Source organism: Polaromonas sp. P5_D5, from assembly GCF_054049435.1.
The window spans coordinates 52700-70208 of sequence record NZ_JBFUMJ010000002.1; the positions used below are offsets into that span (position 1 = coordinate 52700).

Below are 17509 nucleotides of genomic sequence, written 5' to 3' on the forward strand. Positions count from 1 at the left end.
CATGACGGAGAACTGTGTATGGCGTTGACGCCAAAAGAAGGGCAAACCCCTGTCGCCCAAAACCCCTGGCCCATCGCGCTGGCGGGGCTGGTAGCGTTGGCGGTGGCCATGGGTCTAGGGCGCTTTGCCTTCACGCCGCTGCTGCCGATGATGCTCAACGACGGCGTGGTCGATTTGCCGACGGCCAGCTGGCTGGCCAGCGCCAACTACTTTGGCTACATGCTGGGTGCGATTCTCTGCACGCTGCAGCCCTGGCTGTGGGCGCGCTTCAAGTGGCTGCCGCACCTGGCGTACTCGTCCCTGGTGCGCGCCGGTCTGGTTGCCACAGGCGTGCTGACGTTGGCCATGGGCTGGCATTTTCCGGCTGCATGGCCGCTGCTGCGCTTTGCCGCGGGCGTGACCAGCGCGGTGGTGTTTGTGTTTACTTCGGGCTGGTGCCTCTCGCAGCTGGCCAAGCGTGGCGTTCCCGCGATGGGCGGCATCATCTACGTCGGGCCGGGCGCCGGCATTTTGGTGAGTGGCCTGTTTGCCACTGGCATGGTCGCCTGGCACTGGACGGCCGCCACGGGCTGGATGATTTTCGGCGTGCTGGCGTTTGCGCTGACAGCCTCGGTGTGGCATGTCTTGCGCGGCGGCGATGAACGCCTGATTGCACTGGCGCCGCGCGCTGCTGCCCGGCCGGGTGATGCGCCGCAGCACCACGGCAATGCCGAGATGACCCTGCTCACGCTGGCCTATGGCCTGGCCGGTTTTGGCTACATCATTACCGCCACTTTTTTGCCGGTGATCGCGCGTGCGGCCTTGCCGGGATCGGCCTGGCTGGACATGTTCTGGCCCATCTTCGGCCTGGGCGTCATGGTGGGTGCGCTGCTGGCCACACGCCTGCCGCCGGGCAAAGATTTCCGCCTGCTGCTGGCCGGCTGCTACTTTTTGCAGGCGCTGGGTATTGCCGCCAGCCTCTGGAGCCCCAGCCTCGCGGGCTTTGCCATCGGTAGCCTGATGCTGGGCATACCGTTTACCGCCATCACTTTTTTTGCGATGCAGGAAGTGCGCCGCCTGAAGCCCGCCACAGCCGCCAGTTTCATGGGCCTTCTGACAGCCACCTACGGTGTCGGCCAGATCCTCGGCCCGCCGCTGGTGGCCGTGCTGCTGCGGCGCACACCCAACGCGGGTGTGGGTTTCACGATGTCGCTGGAAATTGCGGCGGCCTCGCTGCTGGTGGGCGCTGTGGTGTATGGGTGGATGGCGAAGGCTTATCCGGTACTGCCGGCTTTACCGTCTGGCGGCGTAGCGGCGCAGAAGTAAGCGCTTCGCTCATCAGTCAGGACCGGGCTGTTGCACCAGCGCCATGGCAAACTTGCCGCCGCCCACCGACCAGTCCGAATAGTCGTTTTCATGCATGAAGATGAAAACGTCATCGGCGGCAACACCGGCGTTGGTCTTTAAATTGCGCGCGATGGCCGCATAGAGTGCTCGCTTCATCGCGTCGCTGCGGCCGCGCCGCATCGTGATCTCGACGACCACCGGCTGCTCTGAACGTGCCATGCCGTTGAAGCTTCGGTTGAAGAAGAACTGCTGCGCATCGTAGCTGCTGACCGAATTAAAAAGCTCGTCTTCAGGCATGCCAATGCTGTCGACCAGCGCCTGGTGAATCCCGTCGACGATGCCTTGCCGTTGTTCGGGGCTGGTGCTGTGGTGGACGCTGGTGCGGACAAAAGGCATGTGATTTTTCCTCAATTTAAATAGATGGTGGTGAATTGAAGCTTTCACCGAGGTTGCTCGAATTCTGACAATCAATGACCGTCAGGAAAAGCGATTTGTTCGCAAGTCATATGTGCCATAAACTCACATAATGATGAAGCGCCATCTCCCACCTTTGAATGCCCTGCGTGCCTTTGAAGCCGCTGCCCGGCTGGGTCGCATGACAGCTGCGGCCGAGGAGCTGTCGGTGACCCCCGGCGCCATCAGCCGGCAGGTGCGCCAGCTGGAGCAGTCCCTGGGCGTGCCGCTCTTCGAAGGTGCCAAAAACAAGCCACAACTGACCGCTGCCGGCGCCGCGCTGTGGCCGGCCCTTGCCGCTGGGCTGGACCAGATGGAAGCCGCCGTGCGTGAAGTGCGCAGCAGCGAGGCCGGAACGCTGGACGTTTCCTGCTTCAGCACCTTCACCGTCAAATGGCTGATTCCGCGTCTCTATGACTTTAATGCGCGCCATCCCGATATCGACGTCCGGCTCAGCGCCGCCGAGCGTGTGGTCGATGTGGACCGTGACGGTTACGACCTCGTCATCACGGTAGACGGGCGGGGCAGCGAAAAATCGGGCACGCTGCTGCCGCTGTTTGTGGAGCGCCTGGGACCTGTCATGGCGCCTGCGCTCGCCAATCAGGCGAATGTGCGTGAAGCGATCGACCTGGCCCGCTTGCCGCTGCTGCACACCCGAACGCGGCGGGATGCCTGGCAGATGTGGTGTGAGTCGCGCGGCCTTGCCCTTCCTATTCAGGACGGTCCTGAGTTTCAGCACTATTACTTCACGCTGGAGGCGGCAGTGGCTGGCCTGGGCGTTTGCATTGCGCCCTGGCACCTGGTGATGGACGATATCCGCGCGGGACGGCTGGTGGCGCCGCTGGGCTTTGAGGAAAGCAGCTACCAGTACGTGGCCAGGCGCCGGGCCCGGGCGAATGTGCGGCTGGACAAATTCTGCGATTGGCTGGAAAAACAGGCACACGAAGCTCCCGCGCCCTGAAGCCGCTATTGGCCGGTAAATCCCCCGAAATCCCGCTATTGGCCGCTGGCCGTTAAAATCAGGGCTTGCGTGCTGCCTCGGCGCGCCGGCATTTGCTTTGTTTCCGGGGCCATGTAGAGGACTACCATGTATAAAAACCTCGCGACCCCCGGTCTTTCGGCCTCAGTGGGCGCCTGTTTTATTTCTCCCGCTCAATGTCTCCCTTCGCCCCGGCAACTGCCTGTGGCGCGCCGCGGCTATGGCGCTGCGAAAGCCGCGCCATGAGCTACCAGGTCAAGGAAATTTTCTACACGCTGCAGGGCGAGGGCGCCAATGCCGGGCGGCCGGCGGTGTTCTGCCGTTTTGCCGGCTGCAACCTGTGGACAGGCCGCGAGCAGGACCGTGCCACGGCCGTCTGCCAGTTTTGCGACACTGACTTTGTAGGTACCAACGGCACATTGGGCGGCAAGTTTGCCGATGCCGATGCGCTGGCCCAAAAAATTGAAGCGCAGTGGCCGGCGGGCGACAGTGCCCACCGCTTTGTGGTGATGACGGGCGGCGAGCCCTTGCTGCAGGTCGATGCCGAACTGATCGCCGCGTTGCATGCGCGCGGCTTCCAGATTGCGGTGGAAACCAACGGCACCATTGCCGCGCCCCAGGGCATTGACTGGATCTGCGTGAGTCCCAAGGCCGGCGCACCCTGGGTGCAACGCGCGGGTCAGGAGCTCAAGGTCGTCTGGCCACAGCCAAGTTTCGACCTGGCCGAACTTGAGGCTGCCGACTTCACCCACCGCTACCTGCAGCCCATGGACAACCCCCAGCGCCAGCAGAACACCGAAACCTGCATCCAGCTGTGCATGGCACGCCCGGCCTGGCGCCTGAGCCTGCAGACCCACAAAATCACGGGCATCCGATGAAAAAGCTCCCCACGCCAGAACCCATGCGCTGCGAGATCAGCCAGACTTTCTACTTTGACGCGGCGCACACCCTGAAGCGTGTCATCGAGGCCGACAGCAGCAAGCGCGTGCATGGCCATACCTACAACGCCGAGGTTTTTGTCGCTGGCGAGCCCGATGCGGCCACCGGCATGGTGATGGACCTGGGCCTGGTGCGGCGCGAGATCGAGGTGCTGCGCGAGGAACTGGACCACCACCTGCTCGACGACGTGAAAGATCTGGGCCCGCCCACGCTGGAAAACCTGTGCCAGTTCATCTTCCGCAAGCTGGACGCACGCCTGCCGGGCTTGACTTCGGTACGGGTCTGGCGCGCCTCGCTGGGCGACGGCTGCCGTGTGAGCCGCTGAACCAGACTGTCCGGCTGGCAACAAGCCCAATAGGCCTTATCGGGTTTTGAATATTCAGCCCGCCGGTGACTGGGTTAATCTTGCAGCCATGAAAGCCTATCGCGCCGCCCTCCTGTACTTTGCCGCGCCTGCGCAGGCCGTTTATGAGGCTGATGGCCTGCTGGTGACCGGACCCGATGCCGAAGGCCGCCAGGTGGTGCAAGCCGTCGGCAGCTACCACGCGCTGGTTTCCGGGTTTGCCGAGGTGCCCACCGAACACCTGCCGGGCCGCCTCATCGCGCCGGGTTTTGTCGACATGCACGTTCACTATCCGCAGCTGGACGTGATCGGCTCGCCTGCCGAAGGGCTGCTGCCCTGGCTTGAAAACTATACTTTTCCAGAAGAAAAACGCTTCGCAAGCAAGGACCACTGTGCGCAAGCAGCTACGTTTTTCATAGCAGAACTGCTTCGCAACGGGGTCACCACGGCACTGGCCTTCGCGACCTCGCATGTGGAATCCGTCAACGCGCTGTTCGCCGAGGCACAGAAAAACCAGTTGCGCCTCATGACCGGAAAATGCCTGATGGACCAGAATGCCCCGGACGGCGTGCGCGACGAAGCGGTGCAAAGCTTGCAGGACACCGAAGCGCTGATCCAGCGCTGGCATGGCGTAGACCGGCTGGGCTACGCCATCACGCCGCGTTTTGTGCCCAGCTGCAGCGAAGCACAGCTGCGCGGTGCCGGCGAGCTGGCCGCGAAATACCCGGACGTGTGGATCCAGTCGCACGTGGCCGAGAACAAGGACGAGATCGCCTGGGTGCGGCAACTCTATCCGGAGGCGCGCAGCTACCTCAGCGTCTATGAACAGTTCGGACTGCTGCGCCCGCGCGCCGTATATGCGCATTGCATCCACATCGACGACGAAGACCGCGCCCTGATGCGCGGCACCGGCACGGCGGCAGCCGTGAGCCCGACCAGCAACCTGTTTCTGGGCAGCGGTTTTTTTGACTACGAGGGTGCAGACCGCATCGGTTTCCCCTATGGCCTGGCCAGCGACGTGGGTGGCGGCACCTCGTTCAGCCCTTTCCACACCATGCTGGCGGCCTACTACGTGGGAAGAGAGGGGCAGACCAAAACCGGCCTGTCGCTCAAGCCGCAGCACCTGTGGTGGCAGCACACGGCGGGTGCGGCGCGTGCACTGGGCCTGGAAGGCGTTGTCGGTAACCTGCAGCCCGGTTGCGAAGCAGATTTTGTCGTGCTCAACCTCCAGGCCACGCCGCTGCTGGCGCGCAAGACGGCGCAAGCCGCCAGCCTGGACGAGCTGCTGTTCGCACTGATTGTGCTGGGTGACGACCGGGTGATTGAAAAGGCCGTGATTTCCCAGGCGGGCGGCGCAGCCTAGCAGCCGGCCCGGTCGCGTTCGGCTTCCGCGTCGCGCCGGCGCTGGTTCAGGCTTTCCATGGCAGCCACACTGCCGCCGCTGCGCTGGCTCTTCTGGATGCCCTCAATTTTGGTGTTGATGCTGCTGCAACGCCTCTTTTGCGATTCGGCGGATCGCAGCGCGGAGGCATCGCCGCCCTGCGCAGCCTCGACGGCCCTGGATTCCATGGCCTGAGGCCGCGCAGGCGCGACGCCTGGCGCCGGACTGCCGGGCAGTTTTCCCACGGCGGCCAGCGCCGCCGCAACCTCCTGGGCATGTTTCTTGGCCGCGATGCAGTCGGCTTCGATGCTGGCACGAACTTCCGGTGCGGTGCCGCGTTTGCCGTAGACCTCGGTGATCAGGGTTTTCTCTTCTTCCGAATAGGCGGCGGCCCTGAGTTTTTCCGCCTGCGCTCCCGCTTCGCGAGACCAGACAATTTTCTGGGAGTCGATGCCGCGTTGCCGGCACTGTGTGTCCGTGCCCGCGCTGGCGACGGGTCGGGGGGCATTGTCGAAATTGCGCACTTCAGTGCCCGGTTGCACCGTGTCGCAGGGGCGGTCCTGGTAGACGTTGCCGCAGCGATGCATCTTCTGCGCCTGTGCCCCGGCGCCAAGCAGCATCAGCACGGTCCCTGCGGCGATCCCCATCCAAGTTTTGCAGTTCATTGCCGCTCCCCCTGTTGTGTAGTGATGTGCCATTTAAGCACACCGCCAGAGGGTGTCCACGGCCCGCTTTGGCCAGGATTTCGGGTTTTCGGGACTGTGGGCAGGCAGACTTCTATAAGAGGAGCATCACACAGGGTTATGGGAAAAGAACGCAATCAGCATCAAAAGCGACAAATGGATACGCCGCGCCGACGGTGACCTTGCCGCTTGAAATATCGCCGTGAATCATGTCGTGCTCCTTGTGAAGGGTGTCCTCAGTGGCTGATCATCCAGGGGCGTTTGCTCGGAAAAGCTTTATTGCCATTGGGTGCGGTCATCGTGGCTCCGCGCTTGCCGCTGGAGCAGCAGCCGCATCCGGCCGGATGCTTGAGCCGCGCGTAGTCGCCCGAGCGCTTGGGCTCATGGCGGGCCCGCTCGTTGGTGTCCATCGCGCGCCGCGCGTCGTCTTCCATCAGCGCCAGCGAGGGCGCGACGGACAAAATGCGCGCGGCTGGGCCGCCGCACACCGGGCAGGCCGCCGCCTGGTTGCGCATGGAAACCGAGCGCAGCGCGTCGAAGCTGCCGCACTGCGGGCAGTCGTAGTCGTAGGTGGGCATGGTGCTTCCCCTGGGGTTTTAACGCAGGTCGGGCGACAGCGGCATGCTGATCTTGCCGTCGATGTGCTTGACCGGTCCCGATGCGTTCGGGTTGATGTCGAAGTCGAAGATGCCGGTCGGCAGCCACAGCGTGGCGCAGGAATTCGGCACGTCGACCACGCCGCTGATGTGGCCTTGTACCGGCGCCGTGCCCAGGATGGAATACGCCTGCGCGCCCGAGTAGCCGAATTTCTTCAGGTATTCGATGGCGTTAAGGCAGGCCTGGCGGTAGGCGACGTTGACGTCCAGGTAGTACTGCTTGCCGGCCTCGTCGACCGAGATGCCTTCAAAGATCAAATAGTCGTCGTAGCGCGGCGTGATCACGCTGGGCTTGAAGATAGGGTTCTTGATGCCGTACTTGGCCATTCCGCCCTTGATCAGAGTGACCTTCATGTGCACCCAGCCGGCCATCTCGATGGCGCCGCAGAAGGTGATCTCGCCGTCGCCCTGGCTGAAGTGCAGGTCGCCCACAGACAGGCCCGCGCCGTCGACGTAGACCGGGAAGTAGACCTTGGAACCGCGCGACAAATCCTTGATGTCGCAGTTGCCGCCGTGCTCGCGCGGCGGCACGGTGCGCGCGCCCTCGGCCGCGGCCTTGTCGCGCGCCGCGCCCGTCATCTTGCCCATGTGGGCGGTGCCAGCCGAAGGCGGGTTGGCGAGACCCGTGCGCGTCGGCTCGCTGTCGATCAGCGCCTGTTCGCGCGTGTTCCACATCTCCAGCATGGCTTTGTCGGGCAGGCAGCCTATCAGGCCGGGGTGGATCAGCCCGGCAAAGTTCACGCCCGGCACGTGGCGCGAACTCGTGAACATGCCCTTGAAGTCCCAGATCGATTTCTGCGCTTCGGGGAAATGGTCGGTCAGGAAGCCGCCGCCGTTCTTCTTGCTGAAGAAACCATTAAAACCCCAGAGGCTGTCCTGCTTGGCGCCTATGTCCAGCAGGTCGACCACCAGCAGGTCACCGGGTTCCGCGCCCTTGACCCCGACCGGGCCTGACAGGTAATGCACCGTGGAAAGGTCGATGTCGCGCACATCGTCGGCGCTGTCGTTGTTCTTGATGAAGCCGCCGGTCCAGTCGAAGGTCTCCAGGATGAAATCATCGCCCGGGTTGACCCAGCAGGCCATGGGGATGTCCGGGTGCCAGCGGTTGTGGATGTTCTCGTTGAGGGTGGGCGACTTCGTCAGGTCAACCTTGATCAGCGTGTCGGTCATGCCATATCTCCTGGTGGTGATGAATAAAGGAAGGAAAGGAAAATCAGACGGAAAGAAACTGCTTGATGCGCGCCGTGTCGGTGCCGGCGCGTGTGCTCTCGTGCACCAGCTGTCCGCCCTCGATGACGAAGAGCCGGTCGGCCACGTCCATCGCGAAGCTCAGCACCTGCTCCGACACCACAATCGTGATTTCGCGCATCTTGCGGATCTCGTTGAGCGCACGCGCGATGTCCTTGATGATGGAAGGCTGTATGCCCTCGGTCGGCTCATCGAGTAGCAGCACCTTGGGGTTGGTCACCAGCGCGCGGGCAATCGCCAGCTGCTGCTGCTGGCCGCCCGAGAGGTTGCCGCCCTTGCGGCCGCGCATGTCGAAGAGCACCGGGAACAGCGCGTAGATCTCGTCCGGGATCTGCTTGTGTTTGGCGTTCTCCAGGCCCGTCAGAATGTTTTCCTGCACCGTCAGCGTCGGGAAGATCATGCGGCCTTGCGGCACGTAGGCCACGCCCTTTGCGACGCGCTGATAGCTTTCGTCTTTCGAGATGTCCAGGCCGTCGACTTCAATCGTTCCGGACTTGAGCGGCAGGATGCCGATCAGCGACTTGAACAGCGTGGTCTTGCCCATGCCGTTGCGGCCCATGATGGCCACGGTTTCGTTTTTCTTAGCGGAGAAGGTGATGCCGTGCAGCGCCTCGCTCTGGCCGTAGCTGACGTGAAGGTTGTTGACGTTGAGCATGGTGGTTCCCTTGATGCTTTGGTGCTTAGTGGCCCAGGTACACGTCGATCACGCGGGGATCAGCCTGTACTTTTTCCATCGACCCTTCGGCCAGAATCTTTCCCTGGTGCATGACGGTCACCTTGTCGGCGATGCGCTTGACGAACTCCATGTCGTGCTCGATGACGATCATGGCGCGGCCCTTGCAGATGCGCTTGAGCAGCTCGGCCGTGAGCTCGCGCTCACGCACGCTCATGCCGGCGATCGGCTCGTCCAGCATCAACAGCTCAGGGTCCTGCATCAGCAGCATGCCGATCTCCAGCCACTGCTTTTGCCCGTGCGAGAGCAGGCCGGCTTCGGTATCCACCTGTCCGTCCAGTCCGATCTCGGCCGCCACGGCCTGCACGCGGGCCTTGACTTCCTCGCTGCGTTTGAAGAACAGCGCACCGAACACACCGCGCCCGCGCGGGAAAGACACTTCCAGGTTCTGGAACACGCTCAGGTTTTCGTAGATGGACGGTGTCTGGAACTTGCGGCCTATGCCGGAGCGCACGATCTGGTATTCGGGCAGTTTCGTCATCTCGGCGTTCTTGAACTTGATGCGACCGTGGCTGGCGCGGGTCTTGCCGCAGATCAGGTCCAGCAGCGTGGTCTTGCCTGCGCCGTTGGGGCCGATGATCACGCGCAGCTCGTTCTGGTCGACGTAGAGGTTCAGGCTGTCGATGGCCTTGAAGCCGTCGAAAGACACGGTCAGGTCTTCGACCGACAGCACGAAGTCGTTGGGGGTCATGGCAGGAGCGATCATGGTGGCTTCCTTGGGTGTTCAGGTCTGCTGGCCGGTCAAGCCAGCGGGCAGCGGGGGCGTTGCTTGGGCCGCAACCGGCGGGGGCGCCATGGGCGGGGCGGCAGGCGGGGCGACTTTCTCGCGGCGCGTGAAGCGCTTGGTCAGCCAGGGTTTGACGCGCTGCGTGTAGACGCCGGCCAGGCCGTCGGGGAAGGCCAGCACCACGCCCAGGAACATGGCGGCCATCAGGAACAGCCAGAGGTCGGGAAAACTCTCGGAGAAATAGGTTTTGCCGAAGTTCACCAGCAGCGCGCCGTAAACCGCGCCCACCAGCGACATGCGCCCGCCCACGGCGGCGAAGATCACCATCTCGATCGACGGCACGATGCCGACCAGAGAGGGCGACATAAAGCCCACCTGCAGGGTGAACATGGCACCGCCCACCGCCGACAGCATGGCCGCAAAGCAGAAGGCGAAAACCCGGAACATGGCCACGTCGTAGCCCGAAAAGCGCACGCGGTCTTCCTTGTCACGCATGGCCAGCAGCAGTGTGCCCAGTTTGCTCTTCTGGATCCAGGTACACAGCACGATGGCGCCCAGCAGCAGGCCGGCGGTGAGGAAGTAGAGGATGTACTTGGCGCTGTCGGTACGTGTGTCCCAGCCCAGGATGGTCTTGAGGTCGGTCATGCCGTTGACGCCGCCGGTGTAGCCCTGCTGGCCGATGATGAGCACCGTGAGGATCAGCGCCACGGCTTGCGTAATGATGGCGAAGTAGACGCCGCCGACACGCCGCTTGAACATGGCGTAGCCGATGATGAAGGCCAGCAGCGTGGGCACGACCAGGATCAGCAGCAGCGTCAGTGGGAATGACTGGAAAGGCTTCCACCAGATCGGCAGCGCGGTGATCTGGTTCCAGTCCATGAAGTCGGGAATGCCGGGTGTGGACTGGATCTTGGTGGTGATGGGGTCGCTGGCTTCAAGCTTCAAAAACATCGCCATGCCGTAGCCGCCCAGGCCGAAGAACACACCCTGGCCCAGGCTCAGCACGCCGCCGTAGCCCCACAGCATCACCAGGCCCAGCGCGACGAAGGAATAACTGAGGTATTTACCCACGAGGTTGAGGCGGAACAGATCCAGCGCCAGCGGAAAGGCCACCAGCAGCACCAGGGCCAGCAGGGCGACGTTGCCCAGGCCGTTGCGCACTATCCATTGCTTGAGGCTGTTCATGAAAAACTCCGGTTGTCTAGGTTGCCGTGGGAATGGAATGAAAACTCAGCGCCGCACCTTGGAGGCGAACAAGCCCTGCGGGCGCAGCATCAAAATCGTCACGATGGTCATCAGCGTCAGCACCTTGGCCATGGAGCCGGTCATGAAGAACTCGGCGATGGACTGGGTCTGCGCGATGCCGAAGGCCGAGACCACGGTGCCCAGCAGGCTGGCCGCGCCGCCGAAGGTGACGACCAGGAAGGCGTCGACGATGTAAAGCGAGCCGCTGGTCGGGCCGGTGGAGCCAATCGTGGTGAAGGCCGCGCCGGCCACGCCGGCGATGCCGCAGCCGATGGCAAAGGTCAGGCGGTCGGTCTTCTTGGTGTTGATGCCGGTGGCGTTGGCCATCACGCGGTTGGCGACGGTGGCGCGCACACGCAGGCCCCAGCGCGACTTGTGCAGCGCGATCAGCACCCCGCAGGTCACCACCAGCGTGAGCGCCATCACGAACAGGCCGTTGATTGGGATGTCCAGGCCGGGCGCCGGCGCCCAGGAGCCCATGAGCCAGTCGGGCAGGGTGGGGCTGACTTCCTTGGCACCGAAGGTAGTGCGGAAGATCTGCTGCATGCCCAGCGACAGGCCCCAGGTGGCTAGCAGGGTATCGAGCGGGCGTTTGTAGAGGTGGCGTATGAAAGCCCATTCGGCCAGCCAGCCGACGGCGAAGGCGAAGATGAAGGCCGCCGCGATGGCGAAGGGAAAGTAGGCCTGCACGAAACCCGGTGCGTAGGTTTCGGACAGGTGTGAAAACAGGTAGATGGTGTAAGCGCCTATGGTCATGAACTCGCCATGCGCCATGTTGATGACGCCCATCTGGCCGAAGATGATGGCCAGTCCCAGGCCCATGAGCAGCAGCACGGAAAACAGGCTGAGCCCGGCAAAGCCTTGCATCAGGCCGATGTTGAGCATTTCGGAAAGATTCATGGCGGGGCTCCGGTGCGGCGGGTGGGTCGAATGCCAAAAAGGCAGGTGTCTGTGAGGAAGAAAAGAAGAAGCCCCTGCCGGCTCACCCAGCCATAGGGCGGAGTGAACCGGTAGGAGCCAGCGTCAACGCTTACTGGTAGCCCTTGGGGAAGGGATTGGGTTCGATCAGTGCCGTTGATTCGGCCACCACCTTGAACTGGCCGTCCGGTTGCGCCTGGCCGATGCGGGCCTTGCTCCACAGGTGATGGTTTTCGTGCAACTTCACGTAACCTTCGGGTGCGGTCTTGAGCTCGATGCCGGTGGAGGCCGCGGCGATCTTGTCCACGTCGAAGCTGCCGGCTTTTTCAACCGTCGCTTTCCACAGCCAGGGGCCGAGGTAGCCGGCCTGTGTCACGTCGCCGATCACCGCATCCTTGCCGTACTTGGCTTTGAAGGCCGTCACAAAAGCCTTGTTGTTGGGGTTGTCCAGCGACTGGAAGTACTTCATCGAAGCGTAGAAGCCCTTCATGTTCTCGCCGCCTATGCCCAGCACCTCGTCTTCGGTGACCGAGATGGTGAGCAGGAACTGCTTGTCTGCCGTCACGCCCGCGGCCTTGAGCTGCTTGTAGAAAGCCACGTTGGAGCCTCCCACCACCGCGATGAAGATGCAGTCGGGCTTGGCGACCTTGATCTTGTTGATCAGCGAGTTGAAGTTGGTGTGGCCCAGCGGGTAGTATTCTTCGCCGACGACCTTGCTGCCGGTGAGGTGGCTTTCAATGTGCTTGCGGCCTATCTTCATCGAGGTGCGCGGCCAGATGTAATCGGATCCGACCAGGAAGAAGGTCTTGGCCTTCTTTTCTTTGGAAGCCCAGTCCAGGCCGTAGAGAATTTGCTGCGTGGCTTCCTGTCCGGTGTAGATCACGTTCTTGCTCTGCTCCAGGCCTTCGTAAAAGGTCGGGTAGTAGAGCATGCCGTTTTCTTTTTCGAAGATGGGCAGCACGGCCTTGCGTGAGGCCGAGGTCCAGCAGCCGAACACGGCGGCGACCTTGTCGTTGACCAGCAGTTTCTTGGATTTTTCGGCGAAGGTCGGCCAGTCGGAGGCGCCGTCTTCCTTGATGACCTTGATCTTGCGGCCCAGCACGCCGCCCATGGCGTTGATCTGGTCGATGGCGAGCTGCTCGGCCTGGATGGAGCCCGTTTCGGAAATCGCCATGGTGCCGGTGGCCGAGTGCAACTGGCCCACGGTCACTTCGGTGTCGGTGACGGCCAGCTTTGTGGTGTTGACCTTGGCTGTGGGAAATTGCTGGGCTTGCGCCCAGCCTGGCAAGCCGGCCAGCGGCAGGGCCGCGGCGACGCCCTGCATGAGGCGGCGGCGGTTGATGAAGGAAGATGGATCGCGATCGTCGTTGGACATGCTGGGCTCCTGCGGTTGGTGAAAAGTGAAAACGTGAAAAGTTGAAGGGGAGAAAACTGACGCAATAAAAAGAGGAAGGCTTACGTTCTGGTCAGGTGAATCATGTTCACAAGGGCTGCGCATCCCTATACGTCAATCAACGTAGCCACCTGTCTTGGTGCGTTGCACCAGATGCGGGCACACTTCTTGCGGAACCTGTTGCAGCCAACCGGCCGTTCGACGGAGATCTCTCTTGACTATCGCCACCCAGAAAATTTTTCGTATTCGACGCGAGTACAACGCGTGGGTGGCCGACGAATCCATCGAGGACTACGCGCTGCGCTACACGCCGCGCGGCTTTCGCAAGTGGTCGGAATGGCGCGTGGGCAACACGGCTTTTGGTGCGGTGTCGTTTCTGGCACTGGAGGCCATAGGCGCGGCCATTGCGCTGAACTACGGCTTTACCAATGCGTTGTGGGCCATCCTGGTGGTGGGGCTGATCACCTTTTTCACCGGCCTGCCCATCAGCTACTACGCGGCGCGTTACGGCGTGGACATGGACCTGCTCACGCGCGGCGCGGGCTTCGGTTACCTGGGCTCCACCATCACATCGCTGATCTACGCGAGCTTCACTTTCATCTTCTTCGCGCTGGAGGCGGCCATCATGGCGCTGGCGCTGCAGATGTACCTCGATATTCCCATTGCCTGGTGTTACGTCATCAGCGCGGTGGTCATCGTGCCCCTGGTGGTGCGCGGCATCACGCTCATCTCGCGCCTACAGATGTGGACACAGCCGCTGTGGGGCGTGCTGCTGCTGTTGCCTTACCTGGCCGTGCTGTGGAAGAACCCGCAGGCTTTTTTCGACTTCACCGGCTTGGCCGGGCGCACGTCGGGCAGCAGCGAGTTCGATCCGCTCATGTTTGGTGCTGCCGCCACGGTGGCGTTCTCGCTTGTGGTGCAGATCGGCGAGCAGGTGGACTTTTTGCGTTTCCTGCCCGAAAAGACCCACGTCAACCGCGTGCGCTGGTGGGGCGCGGTGCTGATGGCGGGGCCGGGCTGGATCGTGCTGGGCATGCTGAAAATGCTGGGCGGCGCCTTTTTGGCTTTTCTGGTGCTGCAGCATGAGTTGCCGGCGGCCAGGGCCATGGAGCCGACGCAGATGTACCTGGCAGGTTTTGCGTATGTCTTCAGCAACCCGGCCTGGGTGCTGGCGGCCACCGTGTTGTTTGTGGTGGTGTCGCAGCTCAAGATCAACCTGACCAACGCCTATGCGGGCTCGCTCGCATGGTCCAACTTTTTTGCGCGCCTCACGCACAGCCATCCGGGCCGCGTCGTGTGGCTGGTCTTTAACGTGACTATCGCCTTGCTGCTGATGACGCTGGATGTGTTCTCGGCGCTGGAAAAGGTGCTGGGGCTTTACGGCAACGTGGCCATCGCCTGGGTCGGCGCGCTGGTGGCCGACCTGATGATCAACAAACCGCTGGGCCTGAGTCCCAAGGGCATCGAGTTCAAGCGCGCGCACCTCTACGACATCAACCCGGTAGGCCTGGGCTCCATGCTGCTGGCCGCCACGGCCGGTGTGTTTGCCTACACCGGCGCCATGGGCCCGCAGGCCGAGGCCTTCTCGCCCTTTATCGCGCTGGGCCTGGCGCTGGTGCTGTCGCCGCTGCTGGCCTGGCTCACCGGCGGGCGTTATTACATCGCGCGCAAGCCGCAGGCCATGGGCGCGCCGGGCCAGATGGTGCATTGCCATGTGTGCGAGAACGCCTTTGAGGCCGAGGACATGGCCAGCTGCCCCGCCTACGGTGCGCCCATCTGCTCGCTGTGCTGCACGCTGGAGTCGCGCTGCCACGATCGCTGCAAGACGCGCTCACGCGCGGCCGAGCAGGCCGAACAGTTTTTAAGCACGCTGCTGCCCGGCGCGCTGTCGGGCCGGGTCAACTTTCGCGTCGGCCACTACATGGTGGTGATGCTGTCGCTGTGCGCGCTGCTGGCCACCGTAATGGGCATGGTGTACACGCAGGAAACGGCTTTCCCGCTGTCGGGCGATCTCTCCGGCCTGCTGCGCTCGGCCTTCGTGAAGGTGTTCGCCATGTTGCTGTTGATCGTCGCTGTCTGCAGCTGGTGGGTGGTGCTCGGCAGCGAAAGCCGGCGCATGGCGCAGGACGAGTCGAACCGGCAGAACCAGCTGCTGTCGCGCGAGATCGAGGCGCACCAGCGCACCGACGCGGCGCTGCAGACCGCCAAGGAAGTGGCCGAGTCGGCCAACCAGGCCAAGACGCGCTATGTGGCCGGCATGACGCACGAGCTGCGCACACCGCTCAACAGCATCCTGGGTTATTCGCAGATTTTGCTCAAAAGCGAGGCGCTGGCCAGCACGCCGCGCGAAGCCGTGCAGACCATACAGCGCAGTGGCGAGCACCTGCTGCAACTGGTCGACGGTTTGCTCGACCTGGCGCGCATCGAGGCCGGCCGGTTGCGGCTGGAGCCGATCCCCGTGCCACTGCCCGACTTCCTCGAAGGCCTGGTCAGCATGGTGCGGCCGCAGGCCGAAGCCAAGGGCGTGGATTTTTTCTATACCCACAGCGGCCGTATGCCGGCCTGGGTGCAAGCCGACGCCAAGCGGCTGCGCCAGATCATCATCAACCTGCTGAGCAATGCGGTGATGTTCACCGACACGGGGAGCGTGAAGCTGCATGTGGACTGTCGGCGCGAGGTGATCCGATTCGACGTGGTGGACACCGGTATAGGCATCGCGCCGCAGGACCAGCAGCGCATCTTCCTGCCTTTTGAACGCGGCGCCGCGGGCCGCCGCCGCGGCGAGCCGGGCACAGGCCTGGGCTTGACCATCACCGGGCTGCTGACCGCGCTGATGGGTGGCGACCTGAGCCTGAAGAGCGAGCCTGACAAGGGCAGCACCTTCAGCGTGCGCCTGTACCTGCGCGAGATCGACGATCCCGGCCCACTGGCCGACCCGCCGCACCAGATCGCCGGCTTCTTCGGCAAGCGCAGGACGCTACTGGTGGTGGACGACCAGCCAGTGCAGCGTCAGATGCTGGCCGGCATGCTCACGCCGCTGGGCTTTGATGTGAAAGAGGCGGCCAGCGGGCTGGAATGCATAGACAGCCTCAAGGACGGCGTGCCCGACGCCATCCTGCTGGACATCAGTATGGACGACCTGGATGGCTGGGAAACCGCGCTGCAGATACGCGGCCGGGGTTATGCCGGGGTGCCCATCATCGTGGTGTCGGCCAATGTGTTCGAGAACCAGGCCTCGCGCCTGAAGGCATCGGGTTGCCAGGCCTTTGTCGGCAAGCCGGTGCTCGAATCCGAGTTGATGGACGCGCTGCAGCGCCACCTGGGGCTGGAGTGGGTGACCTCCGTGGTCTCCCCGGCGCCGCTGGCGAGCCCGGCTGGGGAGAGTTCGCTGGGCCTGCCCGAGGAGGCCCGCGCGGGGTTAATACGGCTGGTGAAGCTGGGCCACGTGCACGGCCTGCACCGCCTGCTGGACCGCGTCGCGACCGAAGACCCCACGCTGGCCGCCAGTTGCGCGCGGCTGCGCGGCTTTGTGAGCCGCTGCGAGCTTGAGTTGCTGCTCGATCATTTGACGGAGGGCGTCGATGCTTGAAGCCGCTGAAGAACAACGCCCTGTCGTGCTGGTGGTGGACGACGCTCCCAGCAGCCTGGGCATGCTCTGCGACACGCTGGAAGGCGAGGGCTACACCGTGCTGGTGGCGCGCGACGGCGATTCGGCGCTGCAGCGCCTGGAGCTGGTCGCGCCTGACGCCATCCTGCTGGACGCCGTCATGCCCGGCCTCTCGGGCTTTGACACCTGCCGGCAGATCAAGGCCAACCCCGCCATGGCGCACATCCCGGTGATCTTCATGACAGGCTTGTCGGAGACGCCGCACGTGCTGGAAGGTTTTGCCTGCGGCGGTGTCGACTACGTCGTCAAGCCGCTGCGCGCGCAGGAAGTGGTGGCGCGCCTGCACACCCATACGCGCAATGCGCGCATTACGCGGCTGGCGCGTGAGGCCGTGGACGTGGCCGGCTTCGGCGTGGTGCTGGTCGATGCGCGCGGGCGCATCGCTTGGCGATCGCCCCAGGCGGCCCTGTGGCTGCAAGGCGCCGGAGGCGGTGTGCAGCCGGGGCGGTTGCCCGATGCGGTCCATGCGGCGCTGGAAGGCGACACCGATGAGGTGCTGCTGGCCCTGGCCGGCGTGCAGCTGTCGGTGCGCAACATGGGCCGGGTCGGCATAGGCGAAACCATGCTGTTGCTGGAGCAGCGCGGTGCGAATGTCGCCTCGCCCTCGCGCCTGGCCAATGCCGCGTTGACGCCGCGGGAAACCGAGGTCCTCTCATGGCTGGCCAAGGGCAAGACCAACCGCGACATCGGCGACATCCTGGGCATGAGCCATCGCACGGTGAACAAGCACCTGGAGCACATTTTTGAAAAGCTGGGCGTGGAAACACGGGCAGCAGCCGCGGCACTGGCGACCGGGCATGTCTTTTAAGCCGGCCCAA

At 63.5% G+C, this 17509-nt stretch carries 16 protein-coding genes; 7 read left to right on the top strand and 9 right to left on the bottom strand.

Features of this window, described 5'->3' with window-relative positions; translation table 11 throughout:
* Nucleotides 1-18: 18 nt before the first annotated feature.
* A complete protein-coding gene (locus ACXJKE_RS06925) occupies nucleotides 19-1305 on the top strand; it encodes a YbfB/YjiJ family MFS transporter (protein ID WP_457279857.1) in 1287 nt (428 codons plus the stop codon).
* A gap of 12 nt (nucleotides 1306-1317) precedes the next feature.
* Here ACXJKE_RS06925 and ACXJKE_RS06930 read toward each other — a convergent pair whose 3' ends face one another.
* Nucleotides 1318-1722 (bottom strand): tautomerase family protein, encoded by a 405-nt coding sequence (locus tag ACXJKE_RS06930; protein WP_457279858.1) that lies wholly within the window; start codon nucleotides 1720-1722, stop codon nucleotides 1318-1320.
* 133 nt (nucleotides 1723-1855) lie between these two features.
* Here ACXJKE_RS06930 and ACXJKE_RS06935 point away from each other — a divergent pair, with 133 nt between their 5' ends.
* The 4 genes from ACXJKE_RS06935 to guaD all read left to right on the top strand — a co-directional run bounded on the left by ACXJKE_RS06935 (nucleotide 1856) and on the right by guaD (nucleotide 5403).
* Nucleotides 1856-2740 (top strand): LysR substrate-binding domain-containing protein, encoded by an 885-nt coding sequence (locus ACXJKE_RS06935; protein ID WP_457279859.1) that lies wholly within the window; start codon nucleotides 1856-1858, stop codon nucleotides 2738-2740.
* A gap of 260 nt (nucleotides 2741-3000) precedes the next feature.
* Nucleotides 3001-3636, top strand: a complete 636-nt coding sequence (queE, locus tag ACXJKE_RS06940; RefSeq protein WP_457279860.1) for a 7-carboxy-7-deazaguanine synthase — start codon at nucleotides 3001-3003, stop codon at nucleotides 3634-3636.
* Nucleotides 3637-3659: 23 nt separating this feature from the next.
* Nucleotides 3660-4022 carry a 6-pyruvoyl trahydropterin synthase family protein gene (locus ACXJKE_RS06945; RefSeq protein ID WP_457280955.1) on the top strand — a complete coding sequence of 121 codons (363 nt, stop codon included), beginning with the start codon at nucleotides 3660-3662 and terminating at the stop codon, nucleotides 4020-4022.
* An 88-nt stretch (nucleotides 4023-4110) separates the two neighbouring features.
* The gene (guaD, locus tag ACXJKE_RS06950; protein WP_457279861.1) at nucleotides 4111-5403 is read left to right on the top strand and encodes a guanine deaminase; all 1293 of its coding nucleotides are present in this window, start codon (nucleotides 4111-4113) and stop codon (nucleotides 5401-5403) included.
* Here guaD and ACXJKE_RS06955 read toward each other — a convergent pair.
* The 8 genes from ACXJKE_RS06955 to urtA all read right to left on the bottom strand — a co-directional run bounded on the left by ACXJKE_RS06955 (nucleotide 5400) and on the right by urtA (nucleotide 13006).
* A complete protein-coding gene (locus ACXJKE_RS06955) occupies nucleotides 5400-6086 on the bottom strand; it encodes a hypothetical protein (protein WP_457279862.1) in 687 nt (228 codons plus the stop codon). The two genes, guaD and ACXJKE_RS06955, sit on opposite strands and share 4 nt — an antisense overlap.
* Before the next feature lie 254 nt (nucleotides 6087-6340).
* Nucleotides 6341-6682 carry a zinc ribbon domain-containing protein gene (locus ACXJKE_RS06960; protein WP_457279863.1) on the bottom strand — a complete coding sequence of 114 codons (342 nt, stop codon included), beginning with the start codon at nucleotides 6680-6682 and terminating at the stop codon, nucleotides 6341-6343.
* Between the two features lie 18 nt (nucleotides 6683-6700).
* Nucleotides 6701-7930, bottom strand: coding sequence for a formamidase (gene fmdA, locus ACXJKE_RS06965; RefSeq protein WP_457279864.1), 1230 nt, complete (start codon nucleotides 7928-7930; stop codon nucleotides 6701-6703).
* A 43-nt stretch (nucleotides 7931-7973) separates the two neighbouring features.
* Nucleotides 7974-8663: an urea ABC transporter ATP-binding subunit UrtE gene (urtE, locus tag ACXJKE_RS06970; protein WP_457279865.1), complete on the bottom strand. Its 690-nt coding sequence runs from the start codon at nucleotides 8661-8663 to the stop codon at nucleotides 7974-7976.
* 25 nt (nucleotides 8664-8688) lie between these two features.
* A complete protein-coding gene (gene urtD, locus ACXJKE_RS06975) occupies nucleotides 8689-9432 on the bottom strand; it encodes an urea ABC transporter ATP-binding protein UrtD (protein ID WP_457280956.1) in 744 nt (247 codons plus the stop codon).
* 33 nt (nucleotides 9433-9465) lie between these two features.
* On the bottom strand, nucleotides 9466-10653 hold the full coding sequence (gene urtC / locus ACXJKE_RS06980) for an urea ABC transporter permease subunit UrtC (RefSeq protein WP_457279866.1): 1188 nt from the start codon (nucleotides 10651-10653) through the stop codon (nucleotides 9466-9468).
* A 45-nt stretch (nucleotides 10654-10698) separates the two neighbouring features.
* The gene (gene urtB, locus ACXJKE_RS06985; protein WP_457279867.1) at nucleotides 10699-11613 is read right to left on the bottom strand and encodes an urea ABC transporter permease subunit UrtB; all 915 of its coding nucleotides are present in this window, start codon (nucleotides 11611-11613) and stop codon (nucleotides 10699-10701) included.
* Nucleotides 11614-11743: 130 nt separating this feature from the next.
* A complete protein-coding gene (gene urtA / locus ACXJKE_RS06990) occupies nucleotides 11744-13006 on the bottom strand; it encodes an urea ABC transporter substrate-binding protein (protein ID WP_457279868.1) in 1263 nt (420 codons plus the stop codon).
* Between the two features lie 232 nt (nucleotides 13007-13238).
* On the opposite strand from urtA, the gene ACXJKE_RS06995 reads away from it, so the two are divergent.
* Both ACXJKE_RS06995 and ACXJKE_RS07000 read left to right on the top strand, forming a co-directional pair.
* Complete coding sequence (locus ACXJKE_RS06995) at nucleotides 13239-16613, top strand: hybrid sensor histidine kinase/response regulator (RefSeq protein ID WP_457279869.1); 3375 nt, start codon at nucleotides 13239-13241, stop codon at nucleotides 16611-16613.
* Nucleotides 16606-17499: a response regulator gene (locus ACXJKE_RS07000; protein WP_457279870.1), complete on the top strand. Its 894-nt coding sequence runs from the start codon at nucleotides 16606-16608 to the stop codon at nucleotides 17497-17499. Before ACXJKE_RS06995 ends, ACXJKE_RS07000 begins: the two co-directional genes overlap by 8 nt.
* The last annotated feature ends 10 nt before the right edge of the window (nucleotides 17500-17509 follow it).

What these genes read in the sequence shown, in the direction of transcription:
- ACXJKE_RS06925 (WP_457279857.1), top strand. Translation starts at nt 19, where the DNA reads ATGGCGTTGACGCCAAAAGAAGGGCAAACCCCTGTCGCCCAAAACCCC.
- ACXJKE_RS06930 (WP_457279858.1), bottom strand. Translation starts at nt 1,722, where the DNA reads ATGCCTTTTGTCCGCACCAGCGTCCACCACAGCACCAGCCCCGAACAA.
- ACXJKE_RS06935 (WP_457279859.1), top strand. Translation starts at nt 1,856, where the DNA reads ATGAAGCGCCATCTCCCACCTTTGAATGCCCTGCGTGCCTTTGAAGCC.
- queE (WP_457279860.1), top strand. Translation starts at nt 3,001, where the DNA reads ATGAGCTACCAGGTCAAGGAAATTTTCTACACGCTGCAGGGCGAGGGC.
- ACXJKE_RS06945 (WP_457280955.1), top strand. Translation starts at nt 3,660, where the DNA reads ATGCGCTGCGAGATCAGCCAGACTTTCTACTTTGACGCGGCGCACACC.
- guaD (WP_457279861.1), top strand. Translation starts at nt 4,111, where the DNA reads ATGAAAGCCTATCGCGCCGCCCTCCTGTACTTTGCCGCGCCTGCGCAG.
- ACXJKE_RS06955 (WP_457279862.1), bottom strand. Translation starts at nt 6,086, where the DNA reads ATGAACTGCAAAACTTGGATGGGGATCGCCGCAGGGACCGTGCTGATG.
- ACXJKE_RS06960 (WP_457279863.1), bottom strand. Translation starts at nt 6,682, where the DNA reads ATGCCCACCTACGACTACGACTGCCCGCAGTGCGGCAGCTTCGACGCG.
- fmdA (WP_457279864.1), bottom strand. Translation starts at nt 7,930, where the DNA reads ATGACCGACACGCTGATCAAGGTTGACCTGACGAAGTCGCCCACCCTC.
- urtE (WP_457279865.1), bottom strand. Translation starts at nt 8,663, where the DNA reads ATGCTCAACGTCAACAACCTTCACGTCAGCTACGGCCAGAGCGAGGCG.
- urtD (WP_457280956.1), bottom strand. Translation starts at nt 9,432, where the DNA reads ATGACCCCCAACGACTTCGTGCTGTCGGTCGAAGACCTGACCGTGTCT.
- urtC (WP_457279866.1), bottom strand. Translation starts at nt 10,653, where the DNA reads ATGAACAGCCTCAAGCAATGGATAGTGCGCAACGGCCTGGGCAACGTC.
- urtB (WP_457279867.1), bottom strand. Translation starts at nt 11,613, where the DNA reads ATGAATCTTTCCGAAATGCTCAACATCGGCCTGATGCAAGGCTTTGCC.
- urtA (WP_457279868.1), bottom strand. Translation starts at nt 13,006, where the DNA reads ATGTCCAACGACGATCGCGATCCATCTTCCTTCATCAACCGCCGCCGC.
- ACXJKE_RS07000 (WP_457279870.1), top strand. Translation starts at nt 16,606, where the DNA reads ATGCTTGAAGCCGCTGAAGAACAACGCCCTGTCGTGCTGGTGGTGGAC.